The sequence below is a fragment of the Paenibacillus sp. 2KB_22 genome (assembly GCF_052115745.1).
In the GTDB taxonomy this organism is placed as follows: Bacteria; Bacillota; Bacilli; order Paenibacillales; family Paenibacillaceae; genus Paenibacillus.
Genome location: NZ_JBFRHG010000001.1, coordinates 557,652 through 578,980, shown reverse-complemented (window position 1 = coordinate 578,980; position 21,329 = coordinate 557,652). Strand labels below are relative to the sequence as shown.

Here is a 21,329-nt window from a genome sequence, read left to right as displayed (position 1 = left end):
GAAACGATGCCTACGATATTAGTTGCTGACGACGATGCGAATATTCGCAAACTCGTCTGTTTATTTTTGCGCAACGACGGATTTACAACCATCAACGCCGTAGACGGAAAGGAAGCCCTGGCTATCTATACCTCCACGCCAGTCGATTTGGTTATTCTTGATATTATGATGCCAGTCATGGACGGTTGGGCATTATGCGAGGAACTTCGAAGAGCCAATCCGGATCTTCCGTTACTCATGTTGACGGCAAGAAACGAGACCTGGGAGAAAGTACAAGCATTTCAGCTCGGGACAGATGACTATATGACGAAGCCATTCGATCCGCTTGAGTTGATGGCTCGCGTCAAGGCACTGTTGAAACGATACCGTATAGGTTTAACGCAGACCATCCAATTAGGCAACGTTATTCTGAATCGGCAGACTTATAAGGTCCTGAGGGGTACAGAGTCGTTCACCTTGCCGCTTAAAGAGTTCGAATTATTGTATAAACTTGCTGGATTACCGGGACAAGTCTATACGCGGGAGCAATTAATCGATCAAGTTTGGGGAATTAATTATACTGGTGATGATCGAACGATAGACGTGCATATTAAACGTCTACGCGAACGTTTTGCCGATATCTCCGATTTTCGTATCGAAACGGTGCGGGGACTTGGCTACCGGCTAGAGGTGCAGGAGTGACCGGCTCCCTCTATACACGTGTAGTCCTGACCTTTCTGGTCTCCGTGATCGGGGGCACAATCCTTTCTTTTCTTGCTACAACCTGGATATTTCAAGATAAATTAAACGAAAACTTACAAGGCTCCTTGCTTGACTTTGGCCAGGATATCGTCCGCATCTACGAGACATTGCCTCTACGCGAAGCAGAAATGTTTATAAGTGAAATGAAACAACTCAACTCCTACCACATTCGAATCTATAAAGCAACGGGGCAGTTTCAATCCTATGGAGAACTTAAAGGACAACATCCTTTCCTAGTGACTACAGAACAAGTGAAGAAAGTGCTGGATGGGGAAAGGGTCCAAGTTAATGGAATCGATACGATCTTCTTGGGATTGCCGATAAAAACTGAAATGGGAAGCATAGCAATGTTTGTAGAGCCCCTCACTTCCTCTTCCAGCTCATTTCTTATCAAGTTTGTTGTAACCTTTTTGATTTGTTCGTTGTTAGCAGGAAGCCTATTGATACTAATTGCGGCTATTTTTCTGGTAAGACCGATCAAAAAATTGACAAAAGCGACCCGGCTTATAGCTGCTGGAGATTTCAAAGTCAAGCTTAATATTAAACAAAAGGGTGAGATAGGTACTTTGGCTCGCAGCTTTGAAGAAATGATGCACGATCTAAAGCAGCTTGAGCAGATGCGCAGGGAATTCGTAGCAAACGTGTCCCATGAAGTTCAGTCTCCGCTCACTTCCATTTCCGGTTTTGCTATAGCGCTCAAGCAGGTAGACCTCCCGGATGACGAAAGAAGCGATTATCTCGACATTATCATCACTGAAACTGCACGAATGTCCAAAATAAGTGATAGTCTGCTAAAGCTGAGTTTGCTTGAATCTCAATCATTGCAAATGCGGCTCGCCACGCTCAGTCTGGATGAACAGATCAGACGAGTAATTGTTGCTATTCAACCCCAATGGTCGGCCCGTAACATTCAGATCGATCTTGATTTGCAGCCCACCAAAATCACGGCCGATTATGACCAGTTAAATCAGGTGTGGATCAATATCTTCGGCAATGCCATCAAATTTTCCGAAGATGGTGCCCGAATTAACGTCACGATCAAACAGAATATCAAGAACGTGATGATCCGCATATCGGATTCGGGTATTGGTATTCTCCCGGAAGATCAAAAGCGTATATTTGACCGATTCTTTAAAGCTGATCGTTCCCACAGTCAGAAATATGAAGGAAGCGGTATGGGACTAGCTATTGTAAAGCAGATCGTCTCGCTTCATCAAGGGGACATCCGGGTGGAGAGCGAATATGGACGAGGAACGACCTTCATAGTCATCTTGCCAATCACAACACCCACAGAGTGATTGGATTTCATGCCTTCACTAGGCTATGACACCCTGTATTAACCTCCTTGCGTATGATGATGCAAACTTTTTTTGCCTGTTCATCCTCCGTTCATGTTGTAGTCATTAGGGGGACATCTTGGTTTGTTATATTGTCTTTAGCGCCCACGTTATGGTGGCTTAACACAATGATGAAGACAGGAGTAGATGCAAGAATGAAACCAAGAGAGGTAACAAAACTGAAGATGAGTGTGAGGAGAGCAAGAAAGAGAAATACTATAGCTGCTGTGACTCTCATGCTGACGATACTTGCCCCAATGTCTGCAATGGCCGCACCGGCTGCCATGAATAACAGCATTAACCTTACGTATGAGACAACAAAGAAAACCGTAATCGAAAAAGCTAAGTTGCTGACTGAAACGTACGGTACGACGAGTCTGCAATATGCGCTCATTGATGGTGGAGAGATTACGGTGTCCGGTCAAACGGGCAAGAACGATCTAAACGACAAGGTACCTCTTACTTCGAACACAATCTATGGCATTGGTTCAACCAGTAAAATGATGCTTACAGCCGCTGTAATGAAGCTGGTTGATGAAGGCAAGATCGATTTGGATGTGCCTGTTGTGAACTATATGCCAGATTTTACAATGAAAGATAAACGATACAAACAGATTACACCCCGTATGTTGCTGAATCACTCGGCCGGGCTTTTCGGAACCTCTGTCGGTAGTGCTATACTGTATGGGGACAATGATACCTATGCACATGATACCTTTTTGGATCAATTGGCGACCCAGAATCTGATGGCAAAGCCAGGTGCGTATTCGGTGTACTCTAACGATGGATTTACATTAGCTGAAATTCTGGTTGAGAGAGTCACTGGTATGAGCTTTACGGCATTTATACACAAAAATTTTACAGAGCCTCTGAAAATGAATCATACCAAAACACCACAGGATATAGTTAATACGGGAGAAATGGCGGGAATCTACTCTCCTGTGTATAAGGGGCAGCTTCCACGCGAGAATTATAATATCATAGCTTCAGGAGGCTTATATTCCACCGCTAAGGATCTGGTGAAATTTTCGCAAATCTTCACAGGAGAGGTCAAAGGGATTCTTTCCAACAAGTCGGTAGAAGCCATGGAGCAAAAAGAATACAGAAGAGGCATGTGGCCAGAGGATAGTGATTCTTCTATGTCTTACGGATTAGGGTGGGATAGTGTGGACTTGTTCCCATTCAGTGACTACGGCATCAAGGCTGTTACGAAAGGTGGAGATACGTTATCTTATCATTCTTCACTCGTCGTACTTCCGGAATACAACATGGCTGCAGCCGTGATCTCTTCAGGCGGAGCAAGCATAACCAATCAATTCATTGCGAGTGAGTTATTACTTAGCGCACTTGAAGAAAAGGGCATTATTAAAGAACGGAAACCGGAAAAATCATTTGGTGTACCTGTGAAGGCTGATGTGCCTAAAGAAATCTCCAAGTTTGCAGGGAATTATGGTGGCAATAATTCAGTTACGAAGATCAAAATAAATAAGGCAGGACAAATGACGCTCTCCTCTCTCACGGCTCCAAGTAATCCGGTTCAAGAATACACCTATACATCAGATGGTACTTTTGTGAGTGATGATGGTACAGAAAAGTTGAAATTCGTTGTGGAGAAAAATGGGAATACCTACCTGTGGTCTCGATCTTATATCTCCGTTCCAGGACTCGGACAGGTGGCTCTCTCAGAATATAATGCGGAAAAGCTCAAAGCCAATACATTACCCAAGGAGATTAACGCTGCATGGGCAAAGCGTGATGGTAAAAAATATTATCTGGTGAATGCGAAATACACATCCATGCTCTATCTTAATGCTACATCGATCCTGCCTATTCAATTGAATAAAGAGAATCCAGGGTATATGTCCAATAATAAGATTATTGGAGCAGGCGAAGCAGCCAATCAATTGCAGATTCCGGGTAGTGCCGGACGAGAACCGATGGACATTCATTTCTCCAAAAAGAACGATGGAGAGTATCTTACATTTTCAGGTTATGTATTCGCCAGTGAGGGATTGGTAAAACCAATCTATTCCGGTAAACAATCCGCAACAACCATTCAAGCAGATGGATATGCCAAATGGTTTTCGGTACCCGCTACTGCGAAAGGAAAAGTCATGACAGTGAAGTTACCTGCAAATGGAGCCTTTGCTATCTATGATCAGAACGGAATTTGTATTAATCACAGCGTAGTCAGCGGTAAGAATGTTGTTGTTTTACCCGAAAACGGCCGTATTGTATTTGCAGGTGAGGCTGGAGCCAAATTTGAAATTTCATTAAAAAAGTAAATGAACTCAACAGGAGAGAACCATCATGATGAAAAAAATATTAATCATTTTGCTCAAAATATTCGGAGCGATCGTTATCGCTTTTGCATTATTTATTGCGACTGTCTTTATTGTTAATGCAGTTAGCAATAAATCGGAGGAAGGGAAAATAAAACCTTATGGCCAGTTTGTAGCGGTTGATGGCAAAAACATGAATGTGTTGATTCAAGGAAAAGGCAAAGAAACGGTGGTATTGCTTCCTGGATATGGAACACCCGCTCCAGCCCTTGATTTCAAACCGCTCATCGATGAGCTATCTCCATTTTACAAAGTCGTTGTTATTGAACCTTTCGGTTATGGATTAAGTGACATTACTGAAAAAGAGCGTACTACGGAAAATATGGTTAGTGAAATTCATGAAGCGTTACAGCAACTTGGTATTCAACGTTACACGCTCATGGCTCACTCCATTTCAGGGATATACGGTCTGGATTATGTGAACAAATATGCAAACGAAGTAACTTCCTTTGTCGGCATCGAGAGCAGTGTCCCAACGCAGGGAGGTAACGATGATCCATTCCCAACTGAAACGTACAAATTGCTTAAAAAATCAGGATTCTACCGATTGTTAATGAAACTGGCCCCTGATCAACTGATTGCACCCGATGTTGATGATGAAACCAGAGAGCAAATTAGAATACTTTCACTCAAAAATACGTTTAATCCGAACAACTTGAATGAAGGCGAAAATTTCGCTCCTAATTTCAAAGCAACTGAGAACTTGTCTTTCCCCAAAGATCTTCCGTTGATTTTCTTCTTACAAGCGAATGATACCGAAACGGAAGGATGGATACCCTTGCATGAAGAGCAAGTCAAAGATTCAGTGCATGGAAAAGTGATGACTTTCGAGGGAGAACATTATTTGCATCACACCCGATCCAAAGAAATCGTTCAAGAATATAGGAAGTTTATGAGTGAAATAGAGTAGAGTGTGTCAACAAAAGAAGCCGCGAAATCGCGGCTTTTTTCTATTGAAAGAAGTGATGAGCATACATGCGTAGTTACTTTATTGGAAAATTAAGGTTGACACCGTTTTTTACTGCGTATACAATCGTATACATGAGCGCGTTGTATACATATGTATACATGCAATGGAGGTGGCAGGATGAGAGATCGACAGATCGAAGAATCGGATGGAAGTGTACGTCAAGGTGAACGTCCGAAACGTGATGTGAGTGACAGTGAGCAACGTGGAGAGCGCTCCAGACGTGGCAGAGGACATGGTGAACATCAGGGGAAACGGGGCCATGGTGCGCAAACATTCCGTCGCGGCCGGATTCTTGTATTTCTGGAACAGATGCAGAATCGAAGAACAACGCTCGCCAGACAACTTGGTCAGGAGGAGTATGAACATATTCGCCCGATAATCAGTGGGGAGTTGAAAGCCATTGATCAGGTCATCGATGAGTATGTCCATCTTTTCGAACTGCAAAATGAAGATGTAATTCCCAATAAGAACCTGGAGAGTGAGAGTGAATAAGTATGATTCGTCGTTTTTTCTCGTATTATCGTCCTTATAAAAACTGTTTTTGATTGATTTTGGATGTGCTGTACTCGCAGGTCTTCTGGAGTTGGCTTTCCCCCTTGCCGTCAGCAAATTCATTAATGAGTTGTTGCCTGGTCAGGATTGGCCTCTTATTTTGCTTGCCTGTATTGTGCTGTTATCCATCTATGCACTTAATACGGTATTGAACTATGTCGTTACATACTGGGGACATATGCTGGGCATTAACATTGAGACCAACATGCGTGAGAAGATGTTCGCTCACTTGCAGAAGTTGTCTTTCCGGTTCTTCGATAATCGCAAAACGGGTCATTTAATTGGTCATCTCACGAATGATCTGAACGATATCGGCGAGGTTGCTCACCATGGACCTGAAGATGTGTTCATTGCAGTGATGACATTAATCGGATCATTCTGGCTGATGGCTAACATTAATCTTGAGCTTGCGCTACTTACCTTTATCATTATCCCAATTATGGCTTGGGTCATTATCGTATTTGGAGGCCGTATGACGAAGACGTATCGAAGACTCTTCGGAGACGTCGGCAATTTCAATGCGCGCATTGAAGACAATGTCGGTGGCATGCGTGTTGTGCAATCGTTCGCCAACGAAGAACACGAGAAAGAACTTTTTGCGGTGGACAATCAGAATTTCCGTAAAACCAAACTGCTTGCCTACAAAACGATGGCGAAAAGTATCTCGGTGAGTTATATGATGATGCGACTGGTCACGGTATTTGTCATGATCAGCGGGGCTTGGTTTTATATTGATGGCAGAATTAATATGGGTGATTTTATGGCCTTCCTGCTGCTGTCGAATATCTTCTTCCGACCTATCGAGAAGATTAACGCAGTCATTGAAAGTTATCCGAAGGGCATCGCTGGTTTCAAGCGTTATCTGGAGATCATTGATACAGAACCTGAAATTGCGGATAACAAAAACGCCGTGGAATTTGAAAGTGTGAAGGGCGATATTCGTTTCGAGAACGTCTCGTTCGGATATGAATCCAGTCGGCGTATCTTGAATGATATCAGTCTGTCTGTTCGGCCAGGGGAAACCGTTGCTTTTGTTGGCCCGTCAGGCGCAGGTAAGACAACGATTTGCAGCTTGCTTCCGCGATTCTATGAGGTAGAAGAGGGACGAATCACTGTAGATGGTGTGGACATTCGGGATGTTAAGCTTCAATCGTTGCGTAAGCATATCGGGATCGTTCAACAGGATGTATTTTTGTTCTCGGGTACCATTAAGGAGAATATTGCTTATGGTGACCTGAGTGCAACGGACGAACAGATCTGGGATGCCGCTCGCCGTGCCTCATTGGAGGAATTAATTCTTACGCTGCCGGACGGCATGGATACCGTCATTGGCGAGCGTGGAGTCAAGCTATCCGGAGGACAGAAGCAACGCTTATCCATTGCTCGTATGTTCTTGAAAAATCCACCCATTCTTATTCTGGATGAGGCAACCTCTGCACTGGATACGGAAACGGAAGCACTTATTCAGCAATCACTCGCTGAATTGTCGGTGGGTAGAACGACACTTGTGATCGCACACCGATTGACAACGATCAAGAATGCGGATCGAATTATCGTAGTGAACACAGATGGCATCGCTGAACAGGGCAATCATGAGGAACTGGTCGCCGCTGGGGGTATATACAGCCGTCTTCATCAGGTGCAATATAGTCACTCTTAATCCATATAAATTAAATTTACACTGGCCACTCCGATGACAGAATAACCTTCCGATCGCTGTTATCCCCAGAAGGCCGCGCATATGCGCGGCTTTTTGGTTTGGCTTAAAAATGAGGTTACCAAATACCAAGGGAAAATATAATGTTGACAACGTCCACTAACCTGACTATTATAATGTTGACAATGTCCACTAAAAAGGAGGGTTTGACATCGACTCTCAGTACATAAATCCAGATATTCTGGCTGACATGCGACGTTTTAACCGTTTCTATACCAACATACTTGGCGTACTCGACAAGCATATTCTCGGAACAGGGTATTCCTTTGCTGAAGTACGGGTCATTATTGAGATTGGAATTCGGGGAGAGAGCATCGCGAACAATCTGGTGGATACACTGACCATTGATCGCAGTTATATGAGCCGCATTGTAAACAAGCTGTCCAAGGAAGGTCTGCTGGTGAAAGTGAATTCTGCGGCCGACAGCCGGGTCAGTCTGATTCGTCTGACAGCCAAGGGTGAGGAACTGTATGCCCAATTGAATGATCGTTCGGATCAACAGATCCTGAAATTAATGCAAGACCTCAATGAAGAAGAGATTCAAGAGGTATACACCTCCATGATGAACATACAAGAGAAGTTGAACAAGAAGGCAGGAGAGACAACACGATGATACGATTTGAATGTGACTATAACGAAGGTGCGCATGAACGCATTTTACAAAAACTGATGGAAACCAACATGGAACAGACAAGCGGGTATGGCACGGATGAGCATTGCGAACGCGCGAGAATGCTTATTCGTCAGGCTTGTGACAACGAGCAGGCCGATGTTCATTTCTTGGTTGGCGGTACACAGACGAATACAACGGTGATTGCCTCTATTTTGCGTCCATATCAAGGTGTGATTGCAGCGACCTCGGGACACATTGCGGTTCATGAGACTGGAGCTATTGAAGCAACGGGTCATAAGGTACTCACGGTCCCAAGCGAGGACGGAAAGATCACGCCTGAACAGGTTAAGGCAGTCTATGATGCGCACATGAACGAGTCGTCACCGGAACATTGTGTACAGCCAGGTATGGTATACATATCTCAGCCAACGGAGAACGGAACGATGTACAGCAAGGCAGAATTGCAAGCATTGCACGCAGTCAGCAGAGAATGCGGTCTTCCATTTTTCGTGGATGGAGCACGCCTTGGATATGCACTTGCCTCCCGAGATTGTGATATGACACTTGCTGATCTTGCGCGCTTGTGCGATGTATTTTACATCGGCGGAACCAAGATTGGGGCATTGATGGGTGAAGCTGTCGTTATCCTGAATGAAGCGATCAAACCAGATTTTCGTTATATGATCAAACAAAAAGGTGGCCTGCTTGCCAAAGGCAGGTTGCTGGGGATTCAATTCGAAACCTTATTGGAAGACGGCCTGTATCTTGAGATTTCCCGTCATGCCGTGGATATGGCGTTGAGAATTCATGATTCACTCGAACAGCAGGGAGTACGCTTCCTGTATGACTCACCAACCAACCAGCAGTTTCCGATTCTGCCTAATCTTTTGCTTGAGAAATTACGGAATGATTATACCTTCTCCTTCTGGGAAAAGGTTGACGATACACACAGTGCGGTGCGCTTTTGTACCAGCTGGGCAACCCGGCAGGAGAATGTGGATGCACTGACTCGTGATATTGCTCAATTATTGCATGAAGAGATCCAGGTTACGGTGCGCGTCGAAGCATTGGTTTAACTTTGCAAATGTTAATACTGAAAAAGGACAACTCGTCGGGGTTGTCCTTTTTCGTATGCTTTTCCTGAGATAAAGAGTTCAGTAAGCCTACAGGCAAGGAATCGCCTTTTCCATTGCACCATTATGATGGGAATGGCCTGAGAGTGAGAGGATCAGGCAAACAATTAAGATGATCGTTATATCGCTTGCAGCCCGTAATTCGGCATACTAAGAGTATGTTAACAGAGCTAAACTATTAAAGTTTATTCGAAAAGTTGGGTGATTAAGATGATGAAGTGGTTATCAAACCATGTGAGGCAGATTTTAATTGACAGGCTCGAATCACAGATCAAGTACGAAGAAAATTCCGTACATCGAGATATATACTTCTCATGCTGGTTAGAGCTCGTTACAGAAGAGGTGGAGACAACATCCTCTTAAAGTAAAAATTCAAGGAGTATGTGAAGGATGGATGAGATGAAATTAGAGACCAGTGATGAAATGGTTAGACGTGCATTGAAGGACTTTGCCCGGAGGCTTTTTTAATATTCTAAGAAGTAAATTGACAGTTCTCTTATATTAAAGTTATCATAGATACATTAGATCCTTAATTAAGAAGGAGATTATATTCTATGAATAACGGACATTCATCCGGTCAAACGAACGAATCGTGGAGTGGTCATTCTGCTCCTTTTACAGCGTTACAGGAAACACCTATCTTATCCTTGCTCCAGCCGTCCCATGGAGAACGAATCCTTGATGTGGGTTGCGGCAATGGGGATCTGACAGCCAAAATTGAAGCGGCAGGAGCGCTGACAACAGGCATTGATTTTTCAGAGGAGACGATTAGGCAAGCTAAACAGAAATATCCTGATATGAATATTCAAGTCGCTAATGCCTGTCATTATCGGTCTGAAGAATCGTTTGATGCGGTCTTCTCTCATGCCGTTCTGCATTGGATAAAGGATGCCCCAGCTGTAGTACAATCCATATCCTTAGCGCTTAAGACGGGCGGACGGTTCGTGGCTGAGTTTGCTGGAAGTGGTAACACGGCTATATTAATAACAGCGGTAAGGGAAGAACTGCATGCCCGTGGATACGAATGGGAAGGTCGGAATCCATGGTATCACCCTACCATTGGCGAATATGCTAATCTACTGGAGCAAAACGGATTTCGAGTTAGTCTGGTCCAGCATGTTGACCAATTTACCCCGTTTAAGCAAGGTCCCAGAAAGTGGTTGGACAGCTTCGCGGAGTATTTATTCAGGGGTATCACACCTGCGGAACAGGATGTTATTATGGAAGCTGTAGAGAAAAAAGTACAGCCACAACTGATGCGGGATGGACAATGGTATCTGGACAGAAGCCGACTGCGAGTTGTGGCTATTAAGGAATCGGGGAATGCGGTGTGAAAGTGGACAAACCCAAGCTTCAGGAGCAGTTGCTCGAACCGGAAACGATTGGTTTTCTCGAATCCAAAGTGGAGTACAAACACAAACTGATTGAGAACATGACATTGGATCAACAGGAAGCGAGTAAGGTTTCCTTTGAAAATGTTGTATTTAGACATGTGACGATCTCAGAGTCTGCCTTGGAACAATTTGAATTCACCGATGTCCGGTTCGAACACTGCGACTTCTCCAATGTCAATCTTTCTGGTGCCTTCATGCACCGGATCGAATGGCATAACTGCAAGTTTGTCGGAACTGATTTTTCCAATAGTCGCTTGCAAAATGTCAGTTTCCTTCATGGTTTAGGGGATTACAGCAATTTCCGTTTTGCCCATCTGAAACAGGTCTCCTTCTCGGAATGTACCTTGATTGGTGCGGACTTTGCCTATCTGGCTCTTCAGAAAATGGAGTTCACTCAATGTAACATCGACCAAGCTTCCTTAACGGGGACCAAAATGAAGGATTTGGATCTTAGCGATTGCCAATTTGATTCCTTGGTGTTAACCATGGAAGATCTTAACGGTTGTGTGATCTCACCACATCAAGCCGCCACATTTGTAGGATTAATGGGTTTGATTATCAAATAAATGGCATGATCAGATTAACGGGGTTGCCAAGATAGTAGAAGTGTGTATAATTGGAGACACATTAGAATAAAAACAGGTTTTCTAGGGTTCCGCGATGTCTGTGTCGGTCTGGTCCGAGAGAAAACCCGCAACCTGTTGGTTGTGCCACGGAGGGATAAAAGCCTGGGAGATGAACTGCGATCATGCAGTTTGTTTCCCGGGTTTTTTTTGTTTTTTCGCTAATGAACCCTTACAGGTTGTACAGAAAATGTAGTAGAGAAGGAGTGTTTCAGGTATGAATAAAACGTGGATGTCGGTTGTGATTGCTGCGTTGTTTGAAGTGGGGTGGGTCATTGGATTGAAACATGCCAGCGGTTTGCTGGAGTGGAGCTTTACACTGGTTGCCATTCTGATCAGTTTCTCCTTGATGATTGCAGCTTCCCGTACACTGCCTGTGGGAACGGTCTATGCAGTATTCGTTGGCCTCGGTACCGCTGGTACTGTATTAGCAGAGATTATTTTGTTTGATGCAACTGTTCAAGCCGGAAAAATGATACTCATTGGTATACTTTTACTCGGCGTAATTGGTCTTAAAATGCTGAGTAAAGAGAAGAATAAGGGGGTGCAGCTATAATGAACTGGGTATTTCTTATCTTGGCAGGGGTACTTGAGATGGTCGGAGTGCTTATGATAAACAAGTTGCACAAAGACCGTAATCTCATTTCACTGGTTCTATTGGTAACCGGGTTTGGTTTAAGCTTCCTGTTCCTGTCCCTTGCGATGAAAACTCTTCCGATGGGGACAGCATATGCCGTATGGACGGGAATCGGGGCCTCCGGTGGTGCTATTCTGGGCATGGTGTTTTATGGAGAACCTCGAAATGCCCTAAGAATTCTGTTTATCGCTATGGTGCTGGGATCGGCAGTAGGTCTTAAATTGGTCAGTTAAACAAAGTAATATTAAAAAGATAATGTACAGATTACGTTTTTAATGGTATCCTTATACGTTACGTGTGAAATAAAAGATGCGTCTTATTCATAGATGTGCGTAAATGAAGGAGAAAACATGACATTTAAGGACTTAAATATTATCCCCTCTATTATGGAAGGGTTAAGCAAAGCAAACTATACTAACCCTACCCCTATACAGGAACAGGCCATACCAGCTGTATTAGCTGGCAGAGATCTGCTGGGATGTGCACAGACAGGAACAGGCAAGACAGCAGCATTCTCGGTGCCGATCATTCAATTATTAAGCGAAAGATCCAAAGGACAAGGATCAAAGTCGGCACGGCATATTCGCTCATTAATTTTGACACCAACACGAGAACTGGCTATTCAGATCGCGGATAACATCAAGGTATATAGCCGGTATACGGACATTCGTTGTACGGCAATCGTTGGCGGTGTTTCGCAAAAAGTACAAGAGCGTGCGTTGAATCAAGGTGCAGATATTATTATTGCAACACCTGGCAGATTGAACGATCTGATTAACCAGAAACGTATTGATCTGAAGATGGTTGAGATTCTCGTTCTGGATGAAGCAGACCGGATGTTGGACATGGGTTTCATTCATGATGTGAAACGAATCATTGCCAAAATGCCGAACAAAAAGCAGACGCTGTTCTTCTCAGCGACCATGCCTCCTGAGATCACCAAAATGGTTAAGACTTTGCTTGTTGATCCAGTCAAAGTAGAAATTACACCGGTATCTTCAACCGTAGACCGCATTGAGCAGTCTATATATTTGTTGGAGAATGGCAAGAAGCAGCTTATGTTGAACCAAATTTTGGAGGATAAATCCATCGTCACGGCATTGGTGTTCACACGCACGAAGCGCGGCGCTGACCGGGTTACACGTGATTTGGCCAAAGTGAATGTTACGGCACAGGCCATTCATGGCAACAAGTCTCAGAACGACCGCCAACGGGCACTGAACAACTTTAAGAGTGGGGCTACGCGAGTACTGGTGGCGACGGATATTGCAGCAAGAGGAATTGATGTGGAGGAACTGTCACATGTCATTAACTTTAACCTGCCTAACATTCCGGAAACGTATGTTCACCGTATTGGACGTACAGGTCGAGCAGGGAAAAGCGGGATGGCGATCTCATTCTGTGAAAAAGATGAACTTCCGTTCCTGAAGGATATCGAGAAAGTAATCAAGAAGACGATTCCTGAAGTGAAAGGTCATCCGTATCCGATGACAGGTGTACCTGTGTTTGAGAAAACCAGCAAACCATCGGGCAGTAAACCTGCGTTCAACAAATCGGCTGCAGGCAAACCGGCGAAGTCCAAGGCGAACCCGGCACGCAAGCCGAAATCCGAGTGGTTTGCCAAGAGTGGCAAAGCCAATAGCAGTCGTTCAAGCGAAGGTAGATCCAATAGCAATCGATCAAACAGCAGTAGCAGCAGATCGAACAGTAGTAGCAGTAAATCAAATAATGGTTCATTCAGCCGCAGTAGCAAAACAAGGAATGATAGAGCCAATTAAGACCTAAATAAACCGAAATAAACCCAGATAAAACCTTCTCCATCTTATGGAGGAGGTTTTATTGTATGTGTAGAGAGCTTATTTACATACGAACTTACATTCGGTATCATTATATTGTCCACTGGTGAAAGGGGAGGTACTGACTTGAAGGATACGATGATTGAATACAGTTTGAAGAAGAAAGGTGCGATCAAGGATTATCCATTTGGACCTGATCCAGTCGCGATTAAGGTCGCGGGTAAGATGTTCGCGCTGATTTTTGAAAATAAAGAAAAGCACTGTCGCTTGAACTTAAAATGTGATCCTATAATTGCAGAGAACCTGAGAGAGCAGCATGAAGCAGTTCAACCAGGATATCATATGAACAAAAAACACTGGAATACCATTACGCTGGATGGTTCCTTGTCCAATGAGGATGTCTACTTCATGATCGATCACTCGTATGATATGGTTATCCAATCCCTTCCAAAAAGGGTTCGGGAATCTCTGGTCGAATCGTGAGGCATTTCGCTCATAAAAAGGCCAATGGTCTGCTCGCCAAGTAGATTGAATATCTTATGGAAATGAAGACATACATGAGATCCGTGTGGGACCGTTACCTTGGAAATAAACAAGATCGAACAGCCATGATCAACGTTGCATCCCTTGTCATCAATGCCTTGATCGGTATAGGCAAGTTAATCCTGGGGCTATATCTCCTTTCCGGATGGTTCATTACGAATGCTGTGTATTATCTGATTCTGTGTGTGGCCAAAGGACAGGTGCTTCATCAGTATAAAGTTGCCAAAGGAATAGCCTCCCCCCGAAACAGATATTCGTTGGAGCTTGCGGTGTATAAGCGTGGAGGTCTTTTGCTGTGTTTACTGGGTGTGTCCTATTCAATCGTCTGCCTGCGAATGTATCTGATTGGCGATGCCTTTATATATAGCGGTATCATTGTGTACATCGTAGCTGCAGTCGCTTTTACCAAACTGGCATTTGCCATACAGGGTACCTGGGCTAACCGTCAACTCCATAACCCGATCATATCTACATTGAAAATGATTAACTTCACCGATGCCATGGTGTCCATTGTCGTGACTCAAGCTACACTGCTTACCATGCAAGCTTCACCTCTTGCATTAAAAACCAGCAGCCTGTTTGGCATGGGGTGCAGCGTTTTATTTTGTTTGATGGGGGTCTGGATGATGTTCCACAAGACAAAGCAGTCCAGTATGGAGCAGGAGAATGGAAACGACGAAAAGTAAGATACAAGAGAGGAAAATTATCATTCAAGTCTGAGGTTGCAGGAACTCATCGGTAATCATAATAAGGAGTGATATCTATGGATCAACAACAACAACTGGCAATGGTACAACACATGCGTCAAAATGTCGTCGGTACAGATGCAGCTCTTCAACCCAGTTCCACGTATGCTGTCACAGTAGAAGAAGTCATGATTCCTACGAAGAAAGGTGATACGCGTGTACTTGTGTATACACCGGATCGGGATCATTCCGCACCTCTGCCGGTCTTCTTCAATATGCATGGGGGTGGTTTCATCCTCGGACAAGCAGAGATGGATGATCCATGGTGTCGTCTGATCGCTGATCGTGCTGATTGTGTGGTCATGAATATCGATTACCGTCTTGCACCAGAGCACAAATTTCCAACCGCAGTCCATGAATGTTACGACGTTGTAAAGTGGGTCCACGGCAATCCGGAATCCTTCTCGGTGAACCCGTCTCTATTCGCCATTGGTGGGCATAGTGCTGGGGGGAATCTTGCTGCAGCAGTGTGTTTACTGAATCAGCAACGTGAAGGCGAGCTGCCAATTGTACTTCAGGTTATCGATTATGCCGTGTTGGATGTGGCTAAAGATCCGGCCGAGAAACCGAGTTATGAAGAAGCCATTCCAGCCGATATCGCCAGAACCTTCAATGCCATGTACCTTAAAACGCCAGAAGATGCCCATGATCCATTAGCGTCACCTGTGCTTGCAAAAACATTTCAGGGTCTACCGGAAGCGTTGATCATTACCGCCGAGAAAGATTCACTAGCCCAAGAAGCAAGAACATATGCAGCAAGGCTGGAAGAAAGCGGTGTGAAGGTGACTCTTAAAGAGTATGAGGGAGCTGCTCATGGATTTACGCATTTTGGCGATCTTCAGATGGCTGAGGATGCCTGGTACCGGATGAGTGACAAGATAAGAGAAGCATTTTCCAAATAAAGTACATCAGAATGACGTGTAGAAAGAACTGAGAAGTGGTTAGATATTATTTGAGCAAGTTGTTTAAAAAGTTACCTTGAAGTCGCCTAATGGCGGCTTTTTTTGGATCAGTAATGTGATTGCTTCAATCGCTTGGTGAAACCAAGCTTCTGATCTTGCGGATGTGTTAATAAACTGGATAAGGAGCCTTCTTGAGATTATAACGATATCGTTAAGGGTAAGAGTGTTAATTAGAGGAAATAATAACCAATACCAGGAGGTTTATTATGAACCAATATAACAGTCCATCCGATATCGCGATTCTTGGCATGGGAACGGCTCTCCCTGCTCACCCCGTAGCACAGTCAGATATTGCAGAACTAATCGCTTCTTCTCTTCAGGATCGGCCGGATTTGGCCCGTTTTGCCAGGCGAATATTCAGGTCCTGTGGTGTTGAAACGCGATATACCGTGGAACCGAGCTATCTCGGTTCACTGGAAGAATGCCGATATCTGCCCTCTGGCGAGCGATCAGACATCCCGACAACGGAAGAACGAATGAATACATACAAGCGGGAGGCGCTTCCGCTCGGGATTGAAGCGGCAGAAAAAGCCCTAGAGGATTCAGGCGTATCTCCAAAGAGTATCACGCATATCATCACGGTCAGCTGCACCGGTCAATATCTGCCGGGTCTTGATGTTATGCTCATCCGTCATTTGGGTTTGTCTGCCCGAGTTAATCGACTGCCGCTGATCTATCAGGGGTGTGCCGCAGGGTTGAAAGCCATTCAGATGGCACGAGATGTCGTGCAGGGAGCTCCCGGATCACAGGTCCTTGTGGTCTGTGTAGAGTTGTGCACCATTCATTTTCAGCCCGTACAAGATCGGGAAGCGCTGTTTGCAGCTTCATTCTTTGGAGACGCTGCTTCTTCCTGTGTAGTGGGTACACCAGAACCTCAGCACAAGAATGTTCTGAGTCTGGGCATGGGTTATTCTGTGCTTCTTCCGGATTCGACTGAAGATATGACCTGGGAGGTGGGGAATCTGGGGTATGACCTGTATCTATCACCTCGTATTCCGAAGCTGCTCGGTATTCACCTGGAAGAGGAACTGCGTCTCTTATTGCAAAGTGAACAGCTTCCTGAACTATGGGCCATTCATCCGGGAGGACGTGGGATTGTGGACTCTGTGCAGAATGTAATGAAACTGCGAGACGAGCAAACAAAGTATAGCAGGGATGTCCTCAGAACGTATGGTAACTTATCTTCCAATACCATTCTGTTTGTGCTGAATGCGATGCGTGAGGACATGAAGGTACAGGGTCAATCCTCTACAGATGGTGTAGCCATGGCATTTGGACCGGGACTCACCGCAGAGTTGATGAAATTCACTTATGTACCCTCATTAACTTCAGTGATGGAGGAGCAAGATCATGTCCTTTTTTAGAACATTGTCCATTCGGGCCAAGGAAGATGAACTGATGGATGACTTTTCTATGGGAGGGGAGGAGCTGCGTGAAGCGCTAAGACATCTGAGACGTCTTAACAAAATATTCTCAGCACCCGGCCCAACGCTGGCTGGTGTTGAGAAGTTATGGAACTCTGTCGGCAGGCCAGATGAACTGTCTCTTCTAGATGTGGGGGCAGGTTCAGGGGATGTGAACCAGAAACTGCTGCAATGGGCGGATCGCCAAGGCATTCAGTTGAAAATTACATTGGTTGATCTGACGGAAGAGGCGTGTGAGGAAGCAAGACAACTATTCCGTGACGAACCCCGAGTCAGGGTACAACGTGCCGATCTTACACAACTGCCGGATGCTTCAGCAGATATCGTGACAGGTTCCCAGTTTGTGCATCATTTTGACGGAGATATGCTGGTTGATATGGTTTCTCATATGCTGCGAGCATCCAGGCATGGTGTCGTCATTAATGATATTCACCGCCATCCGGTATCCTATAAAGCGGTCTGGATTACAACACGAATGATCTCGCGCAATCGGTACATTCGTCATGATGGGCCTCTTTCCGTAGCCAAAGGTTTTACAGGGAGGGATTGGAAGGAACTCAAACAACGGCTAAATCATGACACGATGACTTATGAATGGAAGCCTTTATTCCGTTACTCTGTTGTTATTCCCACGAAAGGCAGGTGATCTGACGTGTCGAAATCGATAGATGTGATTGTCATCGGAGCCGGAATTGCCGGTAGTACGTGTGCAATGCAACTGGCTGGAAAAGGTCATCGGACCCTTTTGCTGGATCGCCAAGAGTTCCCTCGGCACAAAACCTGCGGTGAGTTCATGTCACCCGAAACCAAGGAGATGCTGGAGGTTCTGGACATTCACCTTCTGGACCAAACGAAGAAACCCAGCACTATGGATCATGCCAAAATCGTTATGCCACAAGGCGGAGTGATCGAAGCACCGCTACCAGGATTCGCATATGGCATAAGTCGATATGAGCTGGACCAGATTTTGCATCAGAAGGCTCTGGCGGCCGGAGCCCAGATTGTTACCAAAGCGACGATAACGAGTATAGAGCAGCTTGAGGATGCCAGTTATGAGGTTCAGGTGAAACAGGGAGATGAGCGGATGAGCTACAGAGCCAAAGCCGTCATCGGGGCACATGGTACCAAGAAGCCGCGTGGGATGGCTTCCGCACCTGATCTGCGGGACCAAACCGTATATGTTGGGGTTAAATCCCACTTCAGCGGAATCGAGATTCCCGCACGGGTAGAATTATATTTTTGCGAGGGTGGCTATGTGGGAATTTCTCCGATTGAAAATGGCATTGTGAATGTCGCCGCATTGTTGACACTGGATACCGTACAGGGAAGCGGCAAGTCTGTAAACGATATTTTACAGGCGGCATCCCTGACCAACGTGAGTTTGGCAGCCCGTTTAGCCGAAGGAAAGCCTGTAGACGGAACGCAAGTGTCGATTGCGCCTCTACATCTGTCCAATGTTCCTGAACCGTGGTCCCAATATCCGCATATTGGAGATGCCATGCTGATGATACCGCCCTTATGTGGGGACGGAATGTCCATTGCCCTCCGCTCCTCACTCCTGTGTGCGAGGTGGACTGACAAGTACCTGCAAGGCGACATTGAACATGCCGATTGGCAAAGTAATTACACGCTGGAAGCAAGCCGTGAATTCACACAATTGCTCAGACGCGCAAGAAGAATTCAAAAGCTGGCTTTTGCCAAAACCAATAAATTCTATCCTGGTCTGGCTCGGATGATCCCCGGTTTAGCTGCTTATGTCGTGAAGGCCACACGGTTATCCGAGATGAACGCAGCGCGCTAATCCATTGAAACTTTGCTCAATACTGATGCGAAAGAGGTTGCTGACGGCGGCCTCTTTTTTGGTGTATAAACATTAATTTTGTGGAGACAGTTTGGAAATTCGGGAAATGCTCGTATAATAGAATCTAATGTAACGATAGAGAACTAAGTCAGATGAAATGTCGGGAGGCACTATTTAAGATGAACTATTCATTTTCCAATCGTATCGCAGCACTGCAACCATCCATTATTCGCGAGATTCTGAAGGCTTCTTCGGGGCAAAATGTGATTCCATTCTCTGCGGGAAACCCCGCACCGGAGACCTTTCCTATTGAGGCGATTCGCACGTTCACCCAAACCATTCTGGAGCATGACCCGGTCACGGCTCTGCAATATGGAATTACAGAAGGGTATGTTCCCCTCAGGGAAGCATTGACGCAACATCTGAAGACAGGTTTTGAAACGGGTAAGCCATCCGATCAATTGTTCATTGTATCTGGAGCGCAGCAGGGGATTGAACTTGCCTGTAAAGTGTTCTGTAATGAAGGGGACACGATTATCTGTGAGAGTCCAAGCTTCATCGGCTCCCTGAACTCCTTCCGGGCATCCGGTGCGAAGCTTGCCGGTGTTCCGATGGAGATGGATGGCATGGATATTGAGAAGCTGGAACAGGCGCTGCAGACGGAGCCCAATGTGAAACTGATCTATGTGATCCCAAGTTTTCAGAATCCTACCGGTGTAACGACGAGTCTTGCGAAACGTAAGGCCATATACGAGTTGGCTAAGAAGTATGGCGTTATGATTTTGGAAGATAATCCTTACGGAGAACTTCGATTCAATGGAGACGATGTGCCAACCATCAAGTCTATGGATGATGAGGGTCTGGTCATCTATGTTGGATCATTCTCCAAAATTTTGTCGGCGGGACTGCGTGTCGGTTTTGTACAAGCGCCACATGAAGTTGTGGAGAAGATGGTTGTTGCCAAACAGGGAGAAGACGTACATACAGCCATGCTTCCACAGATTCTCGCATACAAGTTCATGACAGAGTATGACTACGCGGGCCACATTAACAGCATTCGTGAGGTATATCGGAGAAAAGCAACATTGATGATGGACAAGCTGCAAGAGCATATGGGTGAGTCCATTACCTATACTCAACCGGATGGTGGACTGTTCCTCTGGTGTGACCTGCCAGCACATGTGCCCATGCTTGATTATGCCAAGACAGCGGCAGCTCAAGGGGTTGCGGTTGTACCGGGAAATGCATTCCTGGTGAACGAGCAAGACCCTTGTAATGCCATCAGACTTAATTTCTCAACCCCGTCAGACGAACAGATTATCAAGGGTGTAGAGATTTTGGGGCAGGTATTTAAGGGCTACAACGCGTAACCTTATAAAAGACGCAATATACCCTGAGAAGTCGCCGATGGGCGGCTTCTTATTGTTTTTTTTCACAGCTATTTCACAGCTCTAATTATCAATTAAAGCACTTAATTCTGCCTGAAAAACCTTTTGATTCTTCTGATTGAATGTACTCAGCAGCACGGTAACAATCCCATTTCCTTTTCGTCTGGGTGTCAATCCAATGACTTCTGCAATGACATGAAGTTCATCATCCGGATAGACAGGCTTCAGGAATTGAATGTTATTCATTCCGGTGCCCGCTACGACATGCTCTCCATAGACCCCGACCTCAATCCATAATTTAAAGGAGATATTCATCGTTTGCATGCCAGAAGCAATTAAACCGCCAAAGCGGCCTTGCTTGGCTTTCTCCTCATCCAAATGCATGTACTGTGGATCATAGGTTGTGGCAAACTCGATAATATCGCTCTTGGACAATGCCAAGGATGTGGTTTCGTAGCGCTGACCTATTACATATTCACTGAATCTCATGAAGGCACCTCGGTTTCTTTAATATGTTTTTTCGTAGTCGATGCCTTGGAAAGAGACATGACTGGACTGACGTGTTAAAATGCTAGTGAACAGTCCGGTGTGTATTGCTGTGTTACTGACA

Annotated in this window: 20 protein-coding genes, 1 pseudogene and 1 riboswitch; of the genes and pseudogenes, 20 read left to right on the top strand and 1 reads right to left on the bottom strand. The window is 45.1% G+C overall.

The window, feature by feature from the left end:
* The first annotated feature begins 6 nt into the window (after positions 1 to 6).
* The 20 genes and pseudogenes from AB4111_RS02410 to AB4111_RS02315 all read left to right on the top strand — a co-directional run bounded on the left by AB4111_RS02410 (position 7) and on the right by AB4111_RS02315 (position 20,701).
* Entirely contained in the window at positions 7 to 681 is a 675-nt protein-coding gene (locus AB4111_RS02410; protein ID WP_024634381.1) for a response regulator transcription factor, read from the top strand.
* Positions 678 to 2,039, top strand: a complete 1,362-nt coding sequence (locus tag AB4111_RS02405) for a sensor histidine kinase (protein WP_442030164.1) — start codon at positions 678 to 680, stop codon at positions 2,037 to 2,039. The genes AB4111_RS02410 and AB4111_RS02405 overlap by 4 nt, the downstream gene beginning before the upstream one ends.
* A 194-nt stretch (positions 2,040 to 2,233) precedes the next feature.
* Complete coding sequence (locus AB4111_RS02400; RefSeq protein WP_442031558.1) at positions 2,234 to 4,363, top strand: serine hydrolase domain-containing protein; 2,130 nt, start codon at positions 2,234 to 2,236, stop codon at positions 4,361 to 4,363.
* 25 nt (positions 4,364 to 4,388) lie between these two features.
* Positions 4,389 to 5,330 carry an alpha/beta fold hydrolase gene (locus AB4111_RS02395; protein WP_442030162.1) on the top strand — a complete coding sequence of 314 codons (942 nt, stop codon included), beginning with the start codon at positions 4,389 to 4,391 and terminating at the stop codon, positions 5,328 to 5,330.
* A gap of 177 nt (positions 5,331 to 5,507) precedes the next feature.
* Positions 5,508 to 5,882 (top strand): hypothetical protein, encoded by a 375-nt coding sequence (locus AB4111_RS02390; RefSeq protein WP_442030160.1) that lies wholly within the window; start codon positions 5,508 to 5,510, stop codon positions 5,880 to 5,882.
* A gap of 2 nt (positions 5,883 to 5,884) precedes the next feature.
* Positions 5,885 to 7,602 (top strand): annotated as a pseudogene (locus tag AB4111_RS02385) (ABC transporter ATP-binding protein).
* A gap of 247 nt (positions 7,603 to 7,849) precedes the next feature.
* The gene (locus tag AB4111_RS02380; RefSeq protein ID WP_091016501.1) at positions 7,850 to 8,272 is read left to right on the top strand and encodes a MarR family winged helix-turn-helix transcriptional regulator; all 423 of its coding nucleotides are present in this window, start codon (positions 7,850 to 7,852) and stop codon (positions 8,270 to 8,272) included.
* On the top strand, positions 8,269 to 9,348 hold the full coding sequence (locus AB4111_RS02375; RefSeq protein ID WP_442030158.1) for a threonine aldolase family protein: 1,080 nt from the start codon (positions 8,269 to 8,271) through the stop codon (positions 9,346 to 9,348). The genes AB4111_RS02380 and AB4111_RS02375 overlap by 4 nt, the downstream gene beginning before the upstream one ends.
* Before the next feature lie 611 nt (positions 9,349 to 9,959).
* A complete protein-coding gene (locus AB4111_RS02370) occupies positions 9,960 to 10,739 on the top strand; it encodes a class I SAM-dependent methyltransferase (RefSeq protein WP_442030156.1) in 780 nt (259 codons plus the stop codon).
* Positions 10,736 to 11,365 (top strand): pentapeptide repeat-containing protein, encoded by a 630-nt coding sequence (locus AB4111_RS02365; protein WP_442030154.1) that lies wholly within the window; start codon positions 10,736 to 10,738, stop codon positions 11,363 to 11,365. Before AB4111_RS02370 ends, AB4111_RS02365 begins: the two co-directional genes overlap by 4 nt.
* Positions 11,366 to 11,435: 70 nt before the next feature.
* A riboswitch (guanidine-I (ykkC/yxkD leader) is annotated at positions 11,436 to 11,536 on the top strand.
* A 103-nt stretch (positions 11,537 to 11,639) separates the two neighbouring features.
* The gene (locus AB4111_RS02360; protein ID WP_442030152.1) at positions 11,640 to 11,978 is read left to right on the top strand and encodes a DMT family transporter; all 339 of its coding nucleotides are present in this window, start codon (positions 11,640 to 11,642) and stop codon (positions 11,976 to 11,978) included.
* The gene (locus AB4111_RS02355; protein ID WP_442030150.1) at positions 11,978 to 12,292 is read left to right on the top strand and encodes a DMT family transporter; all 315 of its coding nucleotides are present in this window, start codon (positions 11,978 to 11,980) and stop codon (positions 12,290 to 12,292) included. The genes AB4111_RS02360 and AB4111_RS02355 overlap by 1 nt, the downstream gene beginning before the upstream one ends.
* A 117-nt stretch (positions 12,293 to 12,409) precedes the next feature.
* Positions 12,410 to 13,837: a DEAD/DEAH box helicase gene (locus tag AB4111_RS02350; protein ID WP_105598631.1), complete on the top strand. Its 1,428-nt coding sequence runs from the start codon at positions 12,410 to 12,412 to the stop codon at positions 13,835 to 13,837.
* A 144-nt stretch (positions 13,838 to 13,981) separates the two neighbouring features.
* Positions 13,982 to 14,338 (top strand): MmcQ/YjbR family DNA-binding protein, encoded by a 357-nt coding sequence (locus AB4111_RS02345; RefSeq protein ID WP_442030148.1) that lies wholly within the window; start codon positions 13,982 to 13,984, stop codon positions 14,336 to 14,338.
* Positions 14,339 to 14,412: 74 nt separating this feature from the next.
* A complete protein-coding gene (locus AB4111_RS02340; RefSeq protein ID WP_442030146.1) occupies positions 14,413 to 15,084 on the top strand; it encodes a hypothetical protein in 672 nt (223 codons plus the stop codon).
* 77 nt (positions 15,085 to 15,161) lie between these two features.
* Positions 15,162 to 16,046, top strand: a complete 885-nt coding sequence (locus AB4111_RS02335; protein ID WP_442030144.1) for an alpha/beta hydrolase — start codon at positions 15,162 to 15,164, stop codon at positions 16,044 to 16,046.
* A 266-nt stretch (positions 16,047 to 16,312) separates the two neighbouring features.
* A complete protein-coding gene (locus AB4111_RS02330; protein ID WP_442030142.1) occupies positions 16,313 to 17,470 on the top strand; it encodes a type III polyketide synthase in 1,158 nt (385 codons plus the stop codon).
* Positions 17,457 to 18,176 carry a methyltransferase domain-containing protein gene (locus tag AB4111_RS02325; protein WP_442030140.1) on the top strand — a complete coding sequence of 240 codons (720 nt, stop codon included), beginning with the start codon at positions 17,457 to 17,459 and terminating at the stop codon, positions 18,174 to 18,176. The genes AB4111_RS02330 and AB4111_RS02325 overlap by 14 nt, the downstream gene beginning before the upstream one ends.
* Before the next feature lie 6 nt (positions 18,177 to 18,182).
* Positions 18,183 to 19,331 carry an NAD(P)/FAD-dependent oxidoreductase gene (locus AB4111_RS02320; RefSeq protein WP_442030138.1) on the top strand — a complete coding sequence of 383 codons (1,149 nt, stop codon included), beginning with the start codon at positions 18,183 to 18,185 and terminating at the stop codon, positions 19,329 to 19,331.
* A gap of 179 nt (positions 19,332 to 19,510) precedes the next feature.
* On the top strand, positions 19,511 to 20,701 hold the full coding sequence (locus tag AB4111_RS02315) for an aminotransferase-like domain-containing protein (protein WP_442030136.1): 1,191 nt from the start codon (positions 19,511 to 19,513) through the stop codon (positions 20,699 to 20,701).
* Positions 20,702 to 20,782: 81 nt separating this feature from the next.
* Here AB4111_RS02315 and AB4111_RS02310 read toward each other — a convergent pair whose 3' ends face one another.
* Positions 20,783 to 21,208 (bottom strand): MaoC family dehydratase, encoded by a 426-nt coding sequence (locus AB4111_RS02310; RefSeq protein WP_442030134.1) that lies wholly within the window; start codon positions 21,206 to 21,208, stop codon positions 20,783 to 20,785.
* Positions 21,209 to 21,329: the final 121 nt, after the last annotated feature.

Excerpts from the sequence above, each read along its gene's own strand:
- AB4111_RS02410 (WP_024634381.1), top strand. The coding sequence starts at position 7 with ATGCCTACGATATTAGTTGCTGACGACGATGCGAATATTCGCAAACTC.
- AB4111_RS02400 (WP_442031558.1), top strand. The coding sequence starts at position 2,234 with ATGAAACCAAGAGAGGTAACAAAACTGAAGATGAGTGTGAGGAGAGCA.
- AB4111_RS02395 (WP_442030162.1), top strand. The coding sequence starts at position 4,389 with ATGATGAAAAAAATATTAATCATTTTGCTCAAAATATTCGGAGCGATC.
- AB4111_RS02390 (WP_442030160.1), top strand. The coding sequence starts at position 5,508 with ATGAGAGATCGACAGATCGAAGAATCGGATGGAAGTGTACGTCAAGGT.
- AB4111_RS02380 (WP_091016501.1), top strand. The coding sequence starts at position 7,850 with ATGCGACGTTTTAACCGTTTCTATACCAACATACTTGGCGTACTCGAC.
- AB4111_RS02375 (WP_442030158.1), top strand. The coding sequence starts at position 8,269 with ATGATACGATTTGAATGTGACTATAACGAAGGTGCGCATGAACGCATT.
- AB4111_RS02370 (WP_442030156.1), top strand. The coding sequence starts at position 9,960 with ATGAATAACGGACATTCATCCGGTCAAACGAACGAATCGTGGAGTGGT.
- AB4111_RS02360 (WP_442030152.1), top strand. The coding sequence starts at position 11,640 with ATGAATAAAACGTGGATGTCGGTTGTGATTGCTGCGTTGTTTGAAGTG.
- AB4111_RS02355 (WP_442030150.1), top strand. The coding sequence starts at position 11,978 with ATGAACTGGGTATTTCTTATCTTGGCAGGGGTACTTGAGATGGTCGGA.
- AB4111_RS02350 (WP_105598631.1), top strand. The coding sequence starts at position 12,410 with ATGACATTTAAGGACTTAAATATTATCCCCTCTATTATGGAAGGGTTA.
- AB4111_RS02340 (WP_442030146.1), top strand. The coding sequence starts at position 14,413 with ATGAGATCCGTGTGGGACCGTTACCTTGGAAATAAACAAGATCGAACA.
- AB4111_RS02335 (WP_442030144.1), top strand. The coding sequence starts at position 15,162 with ATGGATCAACAACAACAACTGGCAATGGTACAACACATGCGTCAAAAT.
- AB4111_RS02330 (WP_442030142.1), top strand. The coding sequence starts at position 16,313 with ATGAACCAATATAACAGTCCATCCGATATCGCGATTCTTGGCATGGGA.
- AB4111_RS02325 (WP_442030140.1), top strand. The coding sequence starts at position 17,457 with ATGTCCTTTTTTAGAACATTGTCCATTCGGGCCAAGGAAGATGAACTG.
- AB4111_RS02315 (WP_442030136.1), top strand. The coding sequence starts at position 19,511 with ATGAACTATTCATTTTCCAATCGTATCGCAGCACTGCAACCATCCATT.
- AB4111_RS02310 (WP_442030134.1), bottom strand. The coding sequence starts at position 21,208 with ATGAGATTCAGTGAATATGTAATAGGTCAGCGCTACGAAACCACATCC.